The organism is Mycolicibacterium rhodesiae (assembly GCF_002086695.1).
Taxonomy (GTDB): Bacteria; Actinomycetota; Actinomycetes; order Mycobacteriales; family Mycobacteriaceae; genus Mycobacterium; species Mycobacterium rhodesiae.
Window position 1 is genome coordinate 178,724 of sequence record NZ_MVIH01000006.1, and the last position, 18,097, is coordinate 196,820.

At 64.0% G+C, this 18,097-nt stretch carries 18 protein-coding genes and 1 pseudogene; 7 read left to right on the forward strand and 12 right to left on the reverse strand.

What is annotated here, in order from left to right:
• Window positions 1-152: 152 nt before the first annotated feature.
• The 3 genes from BST42_RS15275 to BST42_RS15285 all read right to left on the reverse strand — a co-directional run bounded on the left by BST42_RS15275 (window position 153) and on the right by BST42_RS15285 (window position 2,018).
• Entirely contained in the window at window positions 153-497 is a 345-nt protein-coding gene (locus BST42_RS15275) for an NADH-quinone oxidoreductase subunit A (protein WP_083120139.1), read from the reverse strand.
• Window positions 498-636: 139 nt separating this feature from the next.
• Entirely contained in the window at window positions 637-1,431 is a 795-nt protein-coding gene (locus BST42_RS15280; RefSeq protein WP_083120141.1) for a cytochrome c biogenesis CcdA family protein, read from the reverse strand.
• Window positions 1,428-2,018, reverse strand: a complete 591-nt coding sequence (locus BST42_RS15285; RefSeq protein WP_083120286.1) for a TlpA family protein disulfide reductase — start codon at window positions 2,016-2,018, stop codon at window positions 1,428-1,430. Before BST42_RS15285 ends, BST42_RS15280 begins: the two co-directional genes overlap by 4 nt.
• A 242-nt stretch (window positions 2,019-2,260) precedes the next feature.
• Between BST42_RS15285 and BST42_RS15290 the strand changes: the two genes are divergently transcribed.
• The 4 genes and pseudogenes from BST42_RS15290 (at window position 2,261) to BST42_RS15305 (ending at window position 5,093) form a co-directional block, all read left to right on the forward strand.
• Window positions 2,261-2,983, forward strand: a complete 723-nt coding sequence (locus BST42_RS15290) for a hypothetical protein (RefSeq protein WP_083120143.1) — start codon at window positions 2,261-2,263, stop codon at window positions 2,981-2,983.
• Window positions 2,984-3,247: 264 nt separating this feature from the next.
• On the forward strand, window positions 3,248-3,763 hold the full coding sequence (locus tag BST42_RS15295; protein WP_237159446.1) for a class I SAM-dependent methyltransferase: 516 nt from the start codon (window positions 3,248-3,250) through the stop codon (window positions 3,761-3,763).
• Between the two features lie 342 nt (window positions 3,764-4,105).
• Window positions 4,106-4,531, forward strand: a pseudogene (locus BST42_RS15300) (BlaI/MecI/CopY family transcriptional regulator).
• A gap of 148 nt (window positions 4,532-4,679) precedes the next feature.
• Entirely contained in the window at window positions 4,680-5,093 is a 414-nt protein-coding gene (locus tag BST42_RS15305) for a DUF302 domain-containing protein (RefSeq protein WP_083120147.1), read from the forward strand.
• Window positions 5,094-5,219: 126 nt separating this feature from the next.
• On the opposite strand, the gene BST42_RS15310 is transcribed toward BST42_RS15305, so the two are convergent.
• Together BST42_RS15310 and BST42_RS30450 are read right to left on the reverse strand one after the other, a co-directional pair.
• Window positions 5,220-6,269: an N-acetylmuramoyl-L-alanine amidase gene (locus BST42_RS15310; protein ID WP_110918621.1), complete on the reverse strand. Its 1,050-nt coding sequence runs from the start codon at window positions 6,267-6,269 to the stop codon at window positions 5,220-5,222.
• Window positions 6,193-6,438 (reverse strand): twin-arginine translocation signal domain-containing protein, encoded by a 246-nt coding sequence (locus BST42_RS30450; protein WP_165760861.1) that lies wholly within the window; start codon window positions 6,436-6,438, stop codon window positions 6,193-6,195. Before BST42_RS30450 ends, BST42_RS15310 begins: the two co-directional genes overlap by 77 nt.
• A gap of 335 nt (window positions 6,439-6,773) precedes the next feature.
• Here BST42_RS30450 and lgt point away from each other — a divergent pair, with 335 nt between their 5' ends.
• Window positions 6,774-7,799: a prolipoprotein diacylglyceryl transferase gene (gene lgt, locus BST42_RS15315; RefSeq protein WP_276010136.1), complete on the forward strand. Its 1,026-nt coding sequence runs from the start codon at window positions 6,774-6,776 to the stop codon at window positions 7,797-7,799.
• A gap of 192 nt (window positions 7,800-7,991) precedes the next feature.
• On the opposite strand, the gene BST42_RS15320 is transcribed toward lgt, so the two are convergent.
• A complete protein-coding gene (locus BST42_RS15320) occupies window positions 7,992-9,449 on the reverse strand; it encodes a hypothetical protein (RefSeq protein ID WP_083120151.1) in 1,458 nt (485 codons plus the stop codon).
• Window positions 9,450-9,469: 20 nt separating this feature from the next.
• On the opposite strand from BST42_RS15320, the gene BST42_RS15325 reads away from it, so the two are divergent.
• Window positions 9,470-10,075: a TetR/AcrR family transcriptional regulator gene (locus tag BST42_RS15325; RefSeq protein ID WP_083120153.1), complete on the forward strand. Its 606-nt coding sequence runs from the start codon at window positions 9,470-9,472 to the stop codon at window positions 10,073-10,075.
• A gap of 563 nt (window positions 10,076-10,638) precedes the next feature.
• On the opposite strand, the gene BST42_RS15330 is transcribed toward BST42_RS15325, so the two are convergent.
• Window positions 10,639-11,049 carry a hypothetical protein gene (locus BST42_RS15330; RefSeq protein WP_083120156.1) on the reverse strand — a complete coding sequence of 137 codons (411 nt, stop codon included), beginning with the start codon at window positions 11,047-11,049 and terminating at the stop codon, window positions 10,639-10,641.
• 642 nt (window positions 11,050-11,691) lie between these two features.
• Here BST42_RS15330 and ripA point away from each other — a divergent pair.
• A complete protein-coding gene (gene ripA / locus BST42_RS15335) occupies window positions 11,692-13,140 on the forward strand; it encodes an NlpC/P60 family peptidoglycan endopeptidase RipA (protein ID WP_435406040.1) in 1,449 nt (482 codons plus the stop codon).
• Between the two features lie 1,037 nt (window positions 13,141-14,177).
• On the opposite strand, the gene BST42_RS15340 is transcribed toward ripA, so the two are convergent.
• From BST42_RS15340 to BST42_RS15360, 5 genes are all read right to left on the reverse strand, one after another.
• Window positions 14,178-14,420, reverse strand: a complete 243-nt coding sequence (locus BST42_RS15340) for a hypothetical protein (protein ID WP_237159448.1) — start codon at window positions 14,418-14,420, stop codon at window positions 14,178-14,180.
• Window positions 14,421-14,645: 225 nt separating this feature from the next.
• Window positions 14,646-16,157, reverse strand: a complete 1,512-nt coding sequence (locus BST42_RS15345; protein ID WP_083120162.1) for an ABC transporter permease — start codon at window positions 16,155-16,157, stop codon at window positions 14,646-14,648.
• A complete protein-coding gene (locus tag BST42_RS15350; RefSeq protein WP_083120165.1) occupies window positions 16,154-16,870 on the reverse strand; it encodes an ATP-binding cassette domain-containing protein in 717 nt (238 codons plus the stop codon). The genes BST42_RS15345 and BST42_RS15350 overlap by 4 nt, the downstream gene beginning before the upstream one ends.
• Window positions 16,871-16,885: 15 nt before the next feature.
• Window positions 16,886-17,578, reverse strand: a complete 693-nt coding sequence (locus BST42_RS15355) for a methyltransferase family protein (protein ID WP_083120168.1) — start codon at window positions 17,576-17,578, stop codon at window positions 16,886-16,888.
• Between the two features lie 34 nt (window positions 17,579-17,612).
• Complete coding sequence (locus tag BST42_RS15360; protein ID WP_237159450.1) at window positions 17,613-17,834, reverse strand: DUF2933 domain-containing protein; 222 nt, start codon at window positions 17,832-17,834, stop codon at window positions 17,613-17,615.
• Window positions 17,835-18,097: the final 263 nt, after the last annotated feature.

Below are 18,097 nucleotides of genomic sequence, written 5' to 3' on the forward strand. Positions count from 1 at the left end.
CGCCAAGACGTCGGCGTCGGCGGGTGAGCTGGCTTGCCGCCATCCGCGTGCGGCGATCAGGTCCTGCGTGCGGGCGCGAAGAGCCCAACTTCCTGATATCTCGGCGATAAATACATGCGCCCGCCGGGCCGCTAATCTTGCCAGCCATCGGTTCAGGTCCATCGCAGCGCACCCTCTCGCCACGCCCAGAGAACCGCGACGAGCAATGCGGCCAGAAAAAGGAACATCTCAATGACTGCTGTGGCGCCCATCTTGACGACAACGACCGCCCACGGATACATGAACAACATTTCGACGTCGAAAGCCAGGAATACCAGCGTCGCCAGGTACCACCGGACGTGATAGCGCGACAGCGCGTGTTCCTCGGGCACCCAACCAGATTGGAAGGGCAGCGAGATCAACGTGGTAGCTGACACCGCCGTAAGTCGGTGCGCACCATAGGCACTCGCGATGCCGACGACGGCGACCAGCAAGGTCCACATCAACCCGGCGTACATACCCCGCCTCCCATCGTCCCATGCCCGCGCCCGGCGCGGAGAATGCACACGGGCCCTTTAGGCGTACCCCGTGGGGGTATTTTCCGCAAGAGGGATGCTGATCGGGTTCGGTCAGCCCGCAGCTCGTCGGTGAAAGTTCTCATATCGGCAGTACTGTCGTGGTCACCAATTGATCGCGGATCACGCCTACGAAATCGCCCCACGAGCCGGTGACCAGGGCGATACCCACTGCGATCAGCATAATGCCGCCGGCAATCTGTATCCGGCGGGTGTTGCGTCGCAGCCATCCCAACCAGCGCGCCATCGCGCTGGTTCCCAGCGCCAGCAGGATAAATGGCACGCCCAGCCCGAGACAGTAGGCGACGATCAGCAGCACACCGCGTGCCGCGGTGACGCCTTGCGTGCCGGCGGCAACGGAGAGCACGCCGGCCAGCGTGGGTCCCAAACATGGGGTCCACCCGAGTCCGAACGTCGCGCCGAGCAATGGTGCTCCGACGATGCCCGTGATGCGACGGGGGTGAAACCGTATGTCGCGCTGCAGCATCGGGATGAGTCCGATGAACACCAGGCCCATCACGATGGTAAGCACGCCGCCGATCTGCTGGAGTAGATCGCGGTTGAGCGCCAGCGCGCCGATCAACCCGAACACCGACGCCGTCGCCGCGACAAATACCACGGTGAATCCGGCGACAAACAGCAGGGCGGCGCCGACCAGCCGCCACGAATCCCGAGTCTGTGGCGGTTCATCTGATGACGCATTGGCGCCCGCGGCGCCGGCGAGGTAGGACAGATATCCCGGTACCAACGGAATGCAGCATGGTGAGGCGAACGAGACCGCACCGGCGAGGGCTGCGGCGCCCAGCCCGAGCACCAGCGGCCCGGACGCTGCGGCCGCGCCGAATGCGTCACCGAGCCCCTGTGCGTGGCCGCTCACGGCTCGGCCGCAATCCGTCGCACGACGGGCCGCAGGTCCTCGGCCAGCAGCGCCCGCAAGAAAACGGCCGCCACCCGGTGTTTGCGATCGAGCACCAACGTGGTGGGCACGACGCTGGTGGGATAGCCCTTGCCCAAGGCGATCAAGCTCCGCATGGCGGGGTCGAAGATCGACGGGTAGCGGACCTTGCGGTCGGTGACGAAATCCTTGGCCGCCGAGTGATCGTCGCGCACGTCGATACCAAGGAATGCCACACCGAGGGGCTCGGTTTCATCGAACACCTTCTCCAGCTCCGGAGTTTCGGTGCGACACGGTCCGCACCAGGACCCCCAAATATTGACCACGACGACCTTGCCGGCGAAGCCGGTCAGATGGATCGTTCGATCCTCCATCAGGGTGGGACCGGTGAGGTCGCCGATGCTGCCCCGCGCCTCGGGCGGATCGTAGAACAGATCGGTCTTGCCCCCGGGTGACACGAATTCGAATGTGCCGCCCTGGGCGACGGCATCGCGCCCAGTACTACATCCGGTCACGACCAGAGCGGCGAACACTGTGGCGCACCATGCACGAGCCCGGCGGTTCGACATCGCAATCTCCGCTGCCAGTAGACCGGCCACACCGGTCTACTACCTGTGTACGTAGATGATAAGGCAAGGCGTTTGGCGGGGCCCTGTGTGGCTCCGCGAGCTCACAAGGCGCGGGCGCAGCATGGACAGTGGCCTTGCTTCAGTGTGATGCGGACGCACGGACCCACGCCGCGCGACTCTACTAAGCTATGCAGTAGGTGCCGTAGATAACGGTGTCTTCGATATCGAATGGAGCCTGATTCATGGCGGTGAGGAATCGGCCACTGACGGGCAAGGCTTCAAGGGATGGTCGCAAGGTCATCGCACAGGCACAGTCGAGCCGGCGCAGCGGCTGGCTGTGGCTGGCTGCCGGGGTTGTCGTCGCCGCGCCGATTGTGGCGATCGTCGTTATCAGCATTGTCAAATCGCCCGCGACGCGGGCACCGGAGACGGAATCAGCGAGCCTGCAGAAGCCGCCGGCGACCGTCGCCGTGGGCGCGGACACCATGCCGCCATGGCCGGCGCCCGCCGACGCGAAAGCAGCAGTTGCGGCGGCCGGTTTGCCGATGTTAGGCAGCGAAGGCGCTGTGGAGCATATCCACGCACATCTCGACGTGCTCCTTGACGGTAAGCCCGTGCCGGTGCCTCGAGATGTGGGTATCGATACCGATACCAGGCGCGGCACCATTAGCCCGCTGCACACTCATGACGAAACCGGGGTGATTCACGTCGAGTCACCGGTGAAAAGACAGTTCAGCCTGGGAGAGTTCTTCAGCGAATGGCAAGTGAGCCTGTCCGCAGACAACATCGGGGCGCTGCGAGCAGGCGGTGGCAAACTCGTGCGCGTCGTCGTCAACGGAACGCCACAGACGGGCAACCCTGCCGCCATCACGCTGGGCCCGCATGACGAGGTCGCTGTGGTCTATGGCACGCCGCAGCCCGGTGAGACCCTTCCCTCGAAATACGATTTCGGTGAAGGTGAGTGAGGAACCACGCACCAATGGCGTGAAGTCGACGTAATCGCGGTGACGATGGGGACCGGAGCCGGGACAGCAGAAGAGAAATGTCGACCAGAGCTGCGGATCGCGTCAGCTCTCGGGCCACCGCACAGGAGCCGAAGTGAAATGACTGAACTATCTCAATTCCAGCACCCTCGATTCGCGCGGATGTACGAGCGGATCAGCGCCGAGTCGGAGCAGCGCGGGACCGCTCACCAACGCGATCGGGTCCTCGCTGGTCTATCTGGGCGCGTGATTGAGGTGGGCGCCGGCAACGGCATGAACTTCGGCCACTACCCCGAGACGGTCGCCGAAGTCGTCGCGCTGGAACCGGAGGATCACTTGCGCGGGCTGGCCGAGAAGTCCGCAGAACAAGCCGCCGTTCCGGTACGGGTGGTGGCGGGTCATGCCACCGCGCTGCCGGTTCCAGATGGCGCCTTCGACGCCGCCGTCGCGTCACTGGTGTTGTGCTCGGTTTCCGACGTGCCCGCGGCGTTGGCCGAACTGCGTCGCGTGCTCAAGCCCAACGGGCAGCTCCGATTCTTCGAGCATGTGCGCTCGACGAAGCCATGGTTTGCGTGGTTGGAGGACGCGGTCACCCCATTGTGGTCGCGTGTAGGGGGCGGATGCCACCTCAACCGCGACACAGCCGCGGCCATCCGCGCCGCAGGGTTCGATATCGAGGCGCTTGATCGGTTCCACTATGCGCCGTTGCGGTTCTTCCCCTCACAAGCTCACATCCTCGGCATCGCTCGCCCGACCAGGTGACTAAGCCAGCGCCGGCATAGCCTCTGCGACGCGTCACGAGTTCTACGTTGTCGGACAGGATTTCAAGGCTGAGGTTGCTGGCCGTGATCGACGGTGCGCTCAACGCTGATCCACATGGGGGATAGCCCAGCGCCAGAGACACCAAGGTTGCGGCGGACGAGTTCTCGTGCGACAGACCACGAGATCGAGGACGACGATGTCAGCCGCCGCGCGGATACTTTGGCGCGCCCGGTGCGGTGATGGGGTCAATGGATTGGACACCGGCGTCGACTCCCGAACCTGGTGAGTCGGTATTACGCTCTGCGTACGGAGACAGTACGGACTCCTCTGAAAGGGCGCATCATGCGCGACGCAGGTTCGACACGGACAGCCGGGAGGCCGCAGGTGCGCGTGCGTGGTTTTGGGGAACTCGAAGCGGTCATCATGGACCGGATGTGGAACCGCGGTTCCGACACGTCCACCACCGTCCGAGACATCTACGAGCAACTCGTGTAGGAGCGAGACATCGCCTACACCACCGTGATGTCGACGATGGATAACCTGCACACCAAAGGATGGCTGGCGCGCGAACGCGACGGCAAGGCTTACCGGTACTGGCCTACCTTGACCCGCGAGCAACACAGCGCGGGCCTGATGCGCGAGGCCCTCAGATCCGGTGGGCGCTCCGATCTGGTGCTCAGCTACTTCGTTGAGCAACTCGGTGCCGAGAACTCGGCCAGCCTGCGAGCGGCGCTGCGTCGACCGGCAAAGCGAGCAGGCAAGCGCTGACCGCGCGGCGTTCACGATCGTGGTTCGTGTGATGCCGATGTGGCCGACTGGCCCGCGCCGATGAGCCCACGGCGCAACCCTGGTAGGAGCAAGCTGGTAGCGGGCGCTGGCCGCAGCGCATATCACCATCGACAGGGAAGGATTGATTATGGCACTGGCCATTTCGACAACGTTGCAGAGCACGTTCGCCGACGCTGTTGAATGGACTCGGAAGGCTTTGGCGGATCAGGGTTTCGGCGCGCTGACCGAGATTGACGTCAAGGCCACGCTGAAGGCCAAGCTGGGCGAGGACGTCGAGGATTATCTGATCCTGGGTGCCTGCAATCCGCTGCTGGCCCGTCGCGCGATCGATGTCGATCGTCAGATCGGGCTGTTGCTTCCGTGCAATGTTGTCGTGCGGGCCGATCCCGCCGCGACGGACACGGTCATTGTTGACGCGATGGATCCGCAGGTGATGGTGCAAGTCGCTGACCAGCCGGGACTGCGGGCCGTGGCCGACGAAGCGGCGGCCATGTTGCGCACGGCGATCGAATCGCTGTCACACACCGGCTCGCCCACCTGAGCGCGGCCGGGGACTCTCGGGATCACTTGGCGTTCATCGCTGCTCGATTGCGCGGTGCGAGGCATCGGGGCTCGGCGCATCTTCGCGAAACGAGCGCATGTGGCGCCGACGGGGAATGGGCCCGGGTCAGGCGAGCCGGTTGCGCGCCGGGGAAAACCGCTCGAGCTGAACCGGTGGCCCTCCTGGCGGTGGGGGAGGCAAGACACGCGGCTGTCCGTCGGTCACGACGGTGACCGCTGCGTTTTGTCGGTCCATGTTCAACGTGCCGTGCTGGAAGTTCTGCACAATCCATTGCGGCTCTTGAATCTGGCCGCTGGTCGGCAGGCCCAGCGCGCTGCGCTCGTAGCCCAACGTTGCCCACGCGTCATATATCGCCCCGGTCAGCGGCTGGGCGCCCGTCGCCCGTGACCAGTAGATCGCTCCATGGGCGAAGATGACGTATCGCGCCTGGCCCTCGCCGGGTGCTTCCGGCGACCTCGCCGGACCCAGCACACCAGTGGCGCCGCCGAGCGCTTGCCATCGCGCATAAATCGCTGTGCCCCGCAGCGACTCCTCAAGGTCCTGCTCGGTGGGCGGTTGGTTCAACCTGGCGGCGATATCGCGGATCCGATCCAGGAAAGCGTAGGCAGCATTGCCCGGGCATTCGGTATCGCCGACATCACGGTGAGAAAAGATGCTCGGCAGTGTGCGGGTAATGCCCTGGGCGAACCGGGTATACGGACCTCCGGCAGATGTCAGCGCCGCAGTGCCCTTGGGATCGATGCCTGCGAGCGCCAGCCGCCATCCCAACAACTTTCCGACCGATCGCAGCTGCACCGCTGTCGGTACGTCCTTGCCGAAGTCACCGATCAGGCAAACCGCCCAGGTGTCCTTGTTGAAACCACCAGTGTGGGAGCCTTCGACCGGTTTATCGAGCCCGCCGAACCTGCCTTCGAACACCTGACCGTGCCGGTCGACGAGTGCGTTGTAGGCGATGTCGCCCCAACCCATCGTGCGGGTGTGGTAGGCGTAAATCGAGCGCACAATCGCCGCGGACTCGTTGGGCGCGTAGTTATTGCCCGTTGCGGAGTGGTGAATAATCCCAGCGCGAATCATGCTGTCATACACCGGCGCAGCCCGCCGCATCGACTCGTCGGCACCCCATTGACTGCGGCTGATGATCGGAACCGGCGGCATCGTTGAGCCAGGATCGGTCCGATAGCGGCGGCTCGGCCGGCGCGTGCGGTGTCCCAACCAGCACCGGCGTGGCGGCCAGCCCCAGAACTGCCGGCGCGGCTGCTGCCAATCGCAGGACGTCGCGCCGCGAAACGGGCCGCTTATGTCCGCTGGTGCAACGATCACACACGGCCAGAGGTTAGCTCGTAACGGCAGGTCAGAAGTCGCGACGCGCCGCAGTTGAGCGCGTTTTCCGGTGCGCTTACGCTGCAAATACGTAGTAGATGCCGACTGACCCGGGCTCGCATGGACACCATCGCCGCTGCCACACCTACACCCCGTGCAGTACTATTCTCCTTAGTAGATGAAGCCCGAGACGTATCGGCAGGCGGTGCGCACGCCGAAATTGGGCATCTGTCGCTCGAGGCGGCCACGCATGAGTTGAGTAACTGCGGTAGAGGGGTGTGTCCTGACAGAGAACACAACCGACGGTGCGCGGACGCGGAGGCGGCCGTGACCACCCTGATGGATTCCTTCCCAAGCCCCCCGCAGGGCGTATGGCATGTGGGCTCGCTGCCGATCCGCGCCTACGCGATGTTCATCATCGCCGGCATCGTCGTAGCCCTGGTCATCGGGAACCGACGCTGGATCGCCCGCGGCGGCGAACCGGGCGTCGTCTATGACATCGCGATATGGGCCGTACCGTTCGGGGTAATAGGCGGCCGGCTGTACCACGTCGTCACCGACTGGCGAACCTACTTGGGTGATGGCGGCCTCGGTCTGGCCGCCGCATTCAGAATTTGGGACGGCGGCCTGGGGATATGGGGCGCGGTGGCGCTCGGCGGTGTCGGAGCATGGATCGGTTGCCGACGACGCGCCATTCCGCTACCAGCCTTCGGTGACGCGGTCGCACCAGGCATCGTGCTCGCACAGGCAATTGGCCGTATCGGCAATTACTTCAACCAGGAGCTGTACGGCAGCGCCACGAATCTGCCGTGGGGACTGGAGATTTACTACCGCCGCGACCCGTCGGGCATTGTCGACGTGCATTCCCTCGACGGTGTATCAACGGGACAAGTCGCCGCGATCGTCCATCCAACGTTTCTGTACGAATTGCTCTGGAACGTCGGGGTTTTCATCGCACTGATCTACATCGATCGGCGATTCAGAATCGGCCACGGGCGACTGTTTGCGCTCTACGTCGGCGGCTACTGCCTGGGTCGATTCTTTGTTGAGTTGATGCGCACCGACGCGGCGACCCACATTGCCGGCATACGCATCAACTCATTCACCTCAACATTGGTATTGATCGGCGCCCTGGTCTACTTCTTTCGTGCCCCGAAGGGTCGAGAGGACCTCGCTGTCAACGGATCAGGCGGCGACGGGCAAGCCCCGGACATTGCGATGGGTGACGACGGCACTGCTGAGCGGGTCGATTCCGGCATGGATCCGGCTGCCGCACCGGCCGCTGACCAGATCGGGCAACGCAGCGGCGATGACCTCGCCGGTGCCGAAAACAGCGCCAACGACAGCCGCCGCGGCAGCGAGTGACCGCACGGGCTCACGGCGTGGCGCGATAGCACGAAAGGCGTTCTGAGGCGCCGTGGTGGGAGAGGCTTCCAGATCGCTGTCGTCCCGACGCTTTGTCGTCACGCTGCGACGGAACGGTAGAAGCGATGCATTAACGGTCGTTGAGGCTTCGACGAGCGGTGGAGCGTCCCGACACAGAACAGGCCGCCAAACTCACGCTTCACTTTGGCGGCGCCGGACAAGCCGGCGTGTTTGCATGATAGCCAGACCGAGCAGAGCGAGACCGACCGCGTAAATGGCGGTGCCAAAGGCGATTTGCGCTGTGGTCGGGGCTTGCGCGCCGGCGGGCACGTAGAGCTCACGCTCGGCAGAGACGGTGCCTTGCCAACCAGTTTCAACGGGCAGCCACGCTTCGATGGGCTCGCCGGCGCGGGTGAATTCGACGTAGACGAACCAGCGTCCCTCCTCGGGGAGGGGGATAGTTCCGGTGAACCGGCCGGCGCCGAGTTCAGTCAGCGGGGCGGTGAGCGTCTGACCGCCGCGGCGCGCGACGACACGGTGCGCCATGAGCCGCGAACTGGCATCAGCTGTGACGGCGTCCATCCGCACTTCGCCGCGGCCATCACTGATCACGGTTAGCTGAACTGCGGTGACCGGCTTGCCTTGTCCAGGGTCATGGGCAAGGGCTCGGGGCGCCGGCCCCAGAGTCAGAATCGCGGCGCCGACTAGTAGCGCGGCGGCGGTCGCTCCAGCCGGGCGGTTGCGCCACGAGGTGGCCAGTGCGAGGGCCATGCCGACGACGATGACCGGTGCGGCGACCACGCCGATCTCTGCTGCGGGCTGGCTGGCCACGCCGAACGCGGCGGCGATCCAGGCCAGTGCGGCGACGGCGGCAGCGGTTGCTCCATACCGTGCCGCGGGTCCGCGCCACGGGAGGTCAGCCACGGCTAGCCCGAGGACGGCTACCGGAAGGTCTGGGGTACTGCGGCCCAGCATGACCAGGGCAGCGACCACAAGGACCCGCATCGCGACGTAGAACACAAGGGTACGAGTGACGGCGTACGCCCGGGGAACGAGCGCACGGACGATGGCCACACTGAACAGCCCTGCGACCAAAACTACTGGGAGATAAAACGTCTGGCTGAATTGCGGAACATCGGTGTCATACTCGAGGACCGTCATCATCACGCTGCCCAGAACCAGCGCCGACAGGGCTGCCTCGACAATGCCGCGCTTCGTCGGCCGCAGACCGGCCAGCAGTCCGATCGCCATCGTCGCGGAAGCGAATACCACGAGCATGTGCGGCGGACTCCACAAGACCGCGTCGCGGCCGAACCTGTCGTGCCAGAAGGCGTCGAGCGGGGCCGCCGCGAGGGTGACAGCGCCGCCCAGGCCCGCCAACAAGAGGCCCGGCTGTCGAAGTGCGGCTCGGATCGAGCGGGTACGAACCAGGGCAACCAGCGCCCAGCCGACTACCACGAGCCCGGTAACGGCGACGCCGCCGTACAAGGCCAAGTGCGGAGGTATCAGTGCGGCGTCCCGGCCAATGTCGGTGTGCCAGGCGTCGTCCCAGTAGGTAGCGAACAGCGAGACGGCACCGGCCGCTGCCGCGAGAGCACCATAAATCGGCGAAAGCGTGACACTCGACGAGCTCACTGGTGAGACTGACATGTCTCAACTATGATGTGGTTATGGTTCAGAGTCAAGACCTCCCGGTGAACCGCGTCGACATCGATCCGCGGCTCATCGACGCGACTGCCGCAGCCATCGCGCGCTGGGGTCTGACAGAGACGACGCGAGAGCGCATCGCCGCCGAGGCCGGGTTATCGCGGGCGACGATCTACCGGCGCGAGGTGACCCGGGATCAACTCGTCGCCGCGTTGACGGCACGCGCCGCGCAGACGTTTCGCAACGCGATATTTCCAGCGATCACGGGACGCGGCACGGCCGCAGAACGGCTGCAGGCCGCACTCGAGGCGATGTGCGCGGCCGCCGACGAATACCTTCCCCTGCTGGCGGGAATGTTCCTCGCGCACGGGGAAGTCTTCCACCGGCCGGGCCCCGACGCACTCACCGTCGATGTCTTCGCCGAGCCCTTAGAACGCCTCCTCATCGACGGTGCTGCAGACGGAACCCTGCGCCACGTGCCCGAGGCAGTGACCGCGACGGTCCTATTCAACATGGTCGGCTGGGGCTACATCCACCTGCGCGCCAGTCATCACTGGGACCCAGAAGTGGCCCGCCGTAGCGTTATTGGACTAGCGCTGCACGGGTTGGTCGCGGGAAAAGCTGATTAGGCGTCTATATATATCCTCGCTGCACCACACCGAACCCGCCGCGCCCTACGCATATTGGTTGGGGGAGCGGATCAATTCCTGGCCGACAGATGTGGAGGAAGTCGCGGATTGAGGGAGCGAACGCCTGCCCCAAAATTGACACGCCCCGGCGACCCGCCGAACATTTGTCAAAGTAGTCCGGCGAGTCCGGTCAAACTCCGCTGCAACAAACATCATTGAGTATCGGGATCTGCTTATCCAGCAATCCCATGGTGGCGTCGCGTACATTACAGCGCGCACGATCCTTATGAGGGACACCCCATTCCACCAGATGTTGTTGCGTCCCAGCCGCCTTCGGCCGCGGTGCCTGATGAGCGTGGGTTGGCGGTGATTGGTGGGCAGACCGACGGTCATCATCATGACCACGGCCAAGGCTCAAGTCTTGAAGGGTGGGTCTGAACTAGTAGCTCTGCTCGCTGACGTCCCGCTTGTCGGCTCGTAGTGACCTCCCCGGACCTGAGTGCGCCAAGCGGTTGGACGCTGCGCCTCACCCGGCTCAGCTCAACGTGGACTTGCGGAGGTGCTCAATGGCTGTGGTCGAAGAGCACCATAGTATGAGCCAGCTTCCCGTCGACGAAGTAGGCGCGGCAGTCGAAGTGGTCCTCGAGCGTGGAACCGACTTCGGTGGGGGCGTTGACCACACCAGAGACGTTGAGCACGGTGATGCGTGAGATGTCGATGCCCTTGAGGGGCTCTTCGAGGGTCAGCGGAAAGAGATCTTTGCCGTCGGTCTCGAGGCTGCTGGCCTCGGCGCGGATACCGGAGAAATGTGTAGTCGCGGGCGCGACTAACCGCTTCAGGACGTCGGATTGGCAGCTTTCCTGAGCCGCCTGCTCGGCCGAAGGTGTGGAGTGCCCGGTTCTCCCAAGCCGCAGGCCACCGGTCGCTACGGCGATCCCGACGATGGCTGCACCAGCCACGATCAGCACAGCCACCAAGAACAGTCGGCCCCGACCGCCTCTACGATCACTGTCCTGGCTGCCCATAGATCCCTGCCTATTTCGAGGTGCGCAGTTCCTGACGCGGACGATACGCTCGGGGGATCCGCAGCGCTGAACGGGTTCGACGTCGGGAAGAACGCCAGCAGCCTCAGCCGACAAGTCGCCGTCGCGGACGCCGCGGCGTCGGTCGGCGTTCAGGTACGGGCATTGGGCTGCATAACGCTGCACAATCTGACCATCCCGGTCGAACTGTTCAAGCTTCACTCGACTGCGCCGCCAAGTTTGCGGCGCAGCCTGACCGGTTCACGTCGGTGCGGTGAACGCAACGCCATAGCGGACACCAGAACCTGCTCGGCTGCGTCGGCCGAGGGTTGCCGTCAGTACTTCCATGCGGCGGGTGACATCGGCGACATACGCTTCGTGTCAAACGTCGATACATTGACCGAGGAGCCCGGCCGCGGAATTACACATTTGTAGTTTGTGACAGGTGGTACCGATGGGTCAAAAGTGAATGTACTGTCGGTCTCGTAAATACGGTCTTACTGCGTACTCACGTATATACGTAACGGTAGATACGTAACGCCGCCAGGGCCTACCGATCGCATCCGGAAACGCGTAAGGGTGCGGACCGAGTTATTGGGAGACGGCCGAGTGGGAACAACTGATCTGCGCTCCACCTGGTGTCGACCTGCCCTCATAGTGGCGATCAGTGTCGCGATGACGCTCAATGTTCCAGAACTGGCTCAGGCCGACCCGGGACCCGGGCCGATTAGCTTGGCCGCGTTGATCGCCGAGGTAGCTGAAGTTAGCCAGCAGCTTCACGAGGTGGGCGCACAGATTCAGGCCGAGCAGGAGAGCGTCAACAAGGCGATCGTCGAGGTGCAGTCCGCCCGCGATGCGGCGGCCGCCGCCCAGGATCAGGTGGACGCCGGCGCGGCGGGGGTCAAGGACGCCAACGCCGCAATTGCCGGCGCCCAGAGGCGATTCGACGAATTCGCGGTGGCGGCCTATATGAACGGACCGTCGGCGTCGCTGTTGATGGCGTCGACTCCCGAGGACATCATCTCCACCGCGTCGGCCAACCAAGCACTGGCGCTCAGCGCCGAGCAGGTGATGACCGACCTGCAGCGGGCCCGCACGGAACAGGTGAACAAGGAGTCCGCGGCTCGGCTGGCCAAGCAGAAGGCCGACCAGGCCGTCGTCGCCGCCGAAGCCAGCCAGACGGCGGCGGTCGCGGCGCTGACCGAGGCGCAGACGACCTTCCGCGATCAGCAGTCCCAGATCGACCGGCTCGCCGCCGAGCGCAAGACCGCGCAGGCCAAGCTCGACGCCGCGCGGCAGTGGTCGGCTCCCGCGGGCGCACCCTCGGCGGTGCCGCAGTCCGCCGCCCCGGGCACCGGCTCGTCGGGGGACCGCTGGGATTCGGCCACGCCGGGTTCCAGTGCCGCCCCCGGTGACGCCAAGGTGCCCTACGGCAGGGCCTCGGAGTGGGATCTGACCCTGCCCACGGTGCCGAGTGCCTTCGCCTCGGGCGATCCGATCCAGATCATCAACGCGGTGCTGCAGATCGCCTCGACCTCGATGCAGACCACCCAGAAGCTGGGCAAGAGCTTTCTGCAGAAGCTCGGCATCCTGAAGCCGACCGACACCGGGATCACCAACGGCCAGATCCCGTTCGTCTACGGCTCGACGGCCGTCGAGTACGTGATCAAGCGGGCTATGTCCCAGACGGGCGTGCCCTACTCGTGGGGCGGGGGCAACGCCGACGGCCCCAGCAGGGGCATCGACAGCGGGGCGAACACCATCGGGTTCGACTGCTCGGGCCTGATCCTGTACGCGTTCGCCGGGGTCGGCGTCAAGCTGCCGCACTATTCGGGGTCGCAGTACACCGCTGGAACTCAGATTCCGTCAGCGCAGATGCGTCGGGGTGACGCCATCTTCTACGGCCCCGGCGGCAGCCAGCACGTCGCCCTCTACCTGGGTAACGGGCAGATGCTCGAAGCTCCCTACACCGGCTCAGATGTCCATGTCTCCCCGGTCCGCACCAGCGGGATGACACCCTACGTCGCCAGATACATCCAGTAACGAACCAGCGCCCCTGCCGAGCGTCTCGCTTTTAGGTACCGGTAGAGCGCAAGGCGTTGGAGTACGTGATCCGACGCGCGGCAGCCGCAGATCAGCATTCCCTACCCCAGGTGCGCTTAACGCCGTGCATCCGCATGTCGCGGCTACCGTGTGCGGGAGACCGCCAAATACTATCTCCGTACATAGACAGTATTAAATTACAGGGGCGTGTATTCAGCGGGGCGGCATGGAGGGCGTCTGGGAGAATCCTGGAGTGGCTGCAAAGACGTCGTCGTCGCCCACATCGGTCACCTGCGCCGCAAACTCGGTGAGGACCCCCCGCCGGCCGCACCGTGATAACCGCCCGCGGCATCGGATACCGGTTAGGGCCCTCACCGTGACTGGACTGTGCATTCTCGTTCAGCAACCGTCGTTGAGGCAGTGCACCCTCGTCACACGTCGGCTCCAAGCTCCTTATGGGTGGCACCATTCGGCCGAAGTCGCTGTGGCGTTCCAGTCACATGCGGGCGTGGTTCTTGCTGAGCTTCGATGAGGACACTCAGGGTGGCAAGCGGCTTAGGGTCGCAGCGGAGGAGTAGAACCATCATCACGACTGAGGCGCCTTGTTTGACGCGTCGTGCGGCCCGGCATCACGCCGATGGCGTGCGCCTTCTACGTGCACGCCATTGACGAGATCAGGTGGCCGAACTAATCATCGTTCGGATACTGTGCGGCACTGCCTAATTGGATGGCCACGCCCACGGTTCGGAAATCGGCCGGCCAGTTGCTGGTGCGGCGGCGGTGGCCCCTGTATCTCAAAGTGGTCCGCGGCCGTGCGTAGTTCCGGCAGCGCAGCGCTTCTGTCTGACCTCGCGTCGTTGGTCGACGCGGGACCGGTCCAGGCGCACACTTTCAGCCGCCCTGTGCTGGACTCCGTGGGCAACTGAGGTGCGGCCGTATGCGATTGTTCGACGAGTGACGCGAAGCACTGGTAGAGCCGATTCAACCCAGTGCTAAAAGGCTCGACGGGCGAAGCGGCATGCCAATTCCTAGCACGACTAGCGACGGATTCGGCGCTGGTTAGGTTGGGCGCCTACCCGGCAACACAGGTTGTAGACCGGCACGAATACAACGGCGACATACGCGCTGTAGGCCAAGCTCCAACCAAGACCGGTCACAAAGCCGATCACACTCCAGCTGAACCCAGGAAAGGCGGCCGCGAAAAAGCCGTCGGTGAATGGAGAGCGGGCCAGGCCATGCCACACGTAGCACACCGTGTAGGTGATGGCAGCGAACACCATCAATGCTGAGGCAACGCGGATGAGATCCAATCTGTATTTTCCCACAACCTGTCTCCGATCCTCTCTAGCACCAATTCGTGACGCTCAGTAGAGCGTGGTTGTTACGCCGATCCGGTGAGTCGCTCACTTCGCGGCGTGGCCGGGCACGATGAATCACCCATGACCCCATCTGAATCGTATTGTGGCAGTGTCGTTCATATTGGTTCCTGCCTGTTTGTATAGCGATCAGGCCGCGGCGGTTCTCGTTGGCCGGGCTCGAATCAGCACCATCGCCGCGAGGGCGAGCAGACCGAACAGCCAGATTAATCCCATTAGTAAGGAACCAATTTCGTCGAAGTGTGGGGTCAGACCAGTGTCAAACAGCACGCGTGTCACGCCGTAGCCAGGCAGCAAGCTGGCCCACTGCGGGGGCATCGGGCGCAGCATCGGACTTTGGACGATACCCAAGTCCAGGAAGGGGATGAAGAACGCTACGAACACCCCGGCGACCTTGCCCAACAGAGGTCCAAGGATGACGCCGATCAATGCATAGATGGCTGCTACCAACAGGTTAGCCGCGGCATAGCCAGCCCATTGTTCGGCGTGATAAACCGTGGCGATCACCAGCAACGTGGCTGCGCAGATGACGACGCCCGCAACAGCGACCACACTAAGACGTGCAGTCACCATGACGCTGGTGCGGTAGCCGGCCAACCGAAGGCGGTCATCCCCGCCGGCGGCGTTGACCACCACAAACATTCCCACGAGCGCCGCCAACGCCCCAATCGCGATCGGTGCCATTGCGCCGGCATGGACGTCGGGGAACCAGAACAGCTGGTCTGAGATGACACCCTGCTCCTTGACCGACACCACCAGTAGACGTTGTGGAGTGGTCGCCTTGGCCAGCAAGACGAACGCCGCGGGGACGATGACCAGCAATACCAAGAGCACAGGATTGCGGACCAAATCGACGACACCGAACTGGATCGCTGTGCCCAGCTGGCCGGGCGAGTCTCTGCCGGGTCGGGCGATGCGCGACCCTGCGCCGACGACCGCGCCTGCAACCACGACCGCGACCGCCATCCACACCAGGGCGACGCCGAGATCGCCCAGTTCACCCGCATGGTGCGACGGTGTATCCACCATCCACAGCGTGACGAAATGCGTTGGGAACCAGCGTGTGTACACATAATCTCCGCCACCACCGGCGGGTCCGACGAACACGTCGATTATCCAGATCAGCAGGATTACGACCGCTCCGTTGACCGGATTGGTCACCGCAACTCCGACAAGCGCACCGATCGCCAGATAGATCAGAGCGAACAGCAGGGTGCCGATGATGACTCGACGGGGGTGGTCGATGCCGGTACGAACGGCGAGCGCGGCCAGCGCAACCCCTGACACGAGAATCGCCATGAGCAGTCCGGTGCTCGCGCGGGCCGCCAGCAGCCTCGCCGAGGGCAGCCCAGCCAACAAGAGTCGTTTGTCAGCGCGGCGCGCAGAGCGGATCTGGAAATACATCCCTAGACCTGACAGGAACCCCGCTGCCCATCCGGCGGTCGCGGTCTGGGTGGTAAGGCCCCGCTGTCCCCGCAGCAGCTCCATGGCGTCAGCAATCGAGCCCGCCGCGACGAGCACGAATATCGAAGGTACGACCACCAGCATGATCACGTTCACGGGGTTGCGCTGGTAATCGGTGATGAAGCAGCGCGTCAACAGCAAGGTGGGGCGCCATTGCTCGTGCACCGCCGTGGTCATCGAGGCAGCTTGTGTGCGTCGCACTGTCCCTCACACAGCCGCCCATCGCACAGTTTGACAATGCGGTCAAAGCGCCGCTCGTCGGCAACGAAGTGGCTGATGATCAGTACGGAGCGGCCGCCATCGCGGTGCGCTGCCACCAGGTCCCAGAATTTCAGGTAGGTGTCCCAGTCAAAGCCGGCGTAGGGCTCATCCAGCAGCAATATCTGGGGGTTCGCCAGCATGGCTAGGCTCAGGTTGAGTTTTGCCAGCGTGCCCCCGGAGAGTCGATCGGCTCGCGTGCGGGCGTAGCGTTGAAACCCCAACGCTTCGTAGAGGTCTCGCCGTGCCCGCCTCTCGGCCTGATGGGTCATACGGTAGGCGCGGGCGAACAGTTCCATGTGTTCATCGCATGTCAGCCGCTCATAGACAACCGGCTGCTGCGGGCAGTAACCCAGGACCCCCGAGTGGGTAACCATGCCCGCATCAGCGCTCAGTTCTCCGACGAGGATCTTCATGATCGTCGATTTGCCGGAGCCGTTCTCGCCGACCAGTCCAACGACCTCACCCGCTCGCAATACCAGATCGACGCCGCCCAATACCTGGCGGCGATGTCCTGGCCACAGGCCGCGGCGAAAGGATTTCTCGATTCCTTCAGCGGTCAACACCGGTGCCGAATCGGCGTCAGTGCCAGGCGATGTCGTAACAGCCGCGGTGTTGTTCACATGAACCATGCCGGCGCTCCTCGGTTACCCGTTGGGGGTGCGGTGAATGTCATCGGATGTAGGGCGCAGTCGCCCTGGTCCGGCGCCGGACGCGAGCCTGATGTGGGGAATGAACACTGGTGTCCGCGCGGCATATTCGGCCCAATCACTACCGAACCGGCGTGCCACTTCGCGTTCTTCACGGCGGGCCAGGCGCGCGTAGATGAACACAAGCACTGGGAACATCAGAAGGGTCGGAATAGTGGGCCACTGAAGCAGGAATCCAACCATCACCAATAAGAAACCATCGTATTGCGGATGGCGCACCCAGGCATAGGGCCCAGTGGTGGCGAGCCGATCGTGTTGCACTGCGTCATGCAGATGCCTCCATGCGACGGCAATGAGCCAGAACCCGCCCCCGATCGCTGCATAACTGGCCAGATGGAATGGACTCAGATGCGGATCGCCTGTCCAACCGATGAGGTCATTCCACAGATGCCCACCGGCATGGGTGTCGCGCAGCAGCGGAAAGCGCGATCCCAACCAACTCCCGAGCAGGTAGATGGTTAACGGGATGCCGTACATCTCCGTGAACAAGGCCACCAAGAACGCGGTGTATGCCCCCATCGCGCGCCAGTCGCGGTTGGTCCGGGGATGAAAGAAGCTCAGTCCGAATGCCGCGAACAGCAGCGTATTGACAATGACCAGCGGCCACAAGCCGTAGGCGGAATCGGCCATCGTGTCGACCTCTCGAATGTGAGGTGATGCTGGGCTAGGACGGTCCGGTGGACTCCGTGTGCTGCATCTCGTCGGTGGATCCGTGGTCAGAGCCGCCCCCATGACCGCCCATCATGAAGAACATCATCAAGGGGCACACCAGAACAACCAGTGCCAGCAAGATTGTTGACGTCGACACGCCGAATAGGAACGCGCCGACAGCGATTGCGGCTCCTGCCAGGGCGTACCACACAAGGTACTGACGCTTCATCATCATCAATCTCCCGCCTTCAGTAGTACGTAGTTACTACGCGTATGACTCTTGTCTGCCGGGGTGGGCACGCCAACTGCACTAGGTCCACCTTTGCAGCGCCATTGGGCCCCACCTCAAGGGACCAATTGCCCCAGCGGCCTGGGGACGCAGCTCAGTGGCGGTCAGGGCACGCCCCCTGCGCGGCGATGGCGATTCCGCGCGTACCACTGACCGGCATGCCTGCCTTCCACGTCGTTGTGGCGCATCGGTCGGTGAAGGGCCTGCGG

Excerpts from the sequence above, each read along its gene's own strand:
- BST42_RS15340 (WP_237159448.1), bottom strand. The coding sequence starts at position 14,420 with ATGGTGTTCGCTGCCATCACCTACACGGTGTGCTACGTGTGGCATGGC.
- BST42_RS15310 (WP_110918621.1), bottom strand. The coding sequence starts at position 6,269 with ATGCCGCCGGTTCCGATCATCAGCCGCAGTCAATGGGGTGCCGACGAG.
- BST42_RS15290 (WP_083120143.1), top strand. The coding sequence starts at position 2,261 with ATGGCGGTGAGGAATCGGCCACTGACGGGCAAGGCTTCAAGGGATGGT.
- BST42_RS15345 (WP_083120162.1), bottom strand. The coding sequence starts at position 16,157 with ATGACCACGGCGGTGCACGAGCAATGGCGCCCCACCTTGCTGTTGACG.
- BST42_RS15275 (WP_083120139.1), bottom strand. The coding sequence starts at position 497 with ATGTACGCCGGGTTGATGTGGACCTTGCTGGTCGCCGTCGTCGGCATC.
- BST42_RS15360 (WP_237159450.1), bottom strand. The coding sequence starts at position 17,834 with ATGATGATGAAGCGTCAGTACCTTGTGTGGTACGCCCTGGCAGGAGCC.
- BST42_RS15325 (WP_083120153.1), top strand. The coding sequence starts at position 9,470 with ATGGTTCAGAGTCAAGACCTCCCGGTGAACCGCGTCGACATCGATCCG.
- lgt (WP_276010136.1), top strand. The coding sequence starts at position 6,774 with ATGGATTCCTTCCCAAGCCCCCCGCAGGGCGTATGGCATGTGGGCTCG.
- BST42_RS15355 (WP_083120168.1), bottom strand. The coding sequence starts at position 17,578 with ATGGCCGATTCCGCCTACGGCTTGTGGCCGCTGGTCATTGTCAATACG.
- BST42_RS15305 (WP_083120147.1), top strand. The coding sequence starts at position 4,680 with ATGGCACTGGCCATTTCGACAACGTTGCAGAGCACGTTCGCCGACGCT.
- BST42_RS15320 (WP_083120151.1), bottom strand. The coding sequence starts at position 9,449 with ATGTCAGTCTCACCAGTGAGCTCGTCGAGTGTCACGCTTTCGCCGATT.
- BST42_RS15285 (WP_083120286.1), bottom strand. The coding sequence starts at position 2,018 with ATGTCGAACCGCCGGGCTCGTGCATGGTGCGCCACAGTGTTCGCCGCT.
- BST42_RS15350 (WP_083120165.1), bottom strand. The coding sequence starts at position 16,870 with ATGGTTCATGTGAACAACACCGCGGCTGTTACGACATCGCCTGGCACT.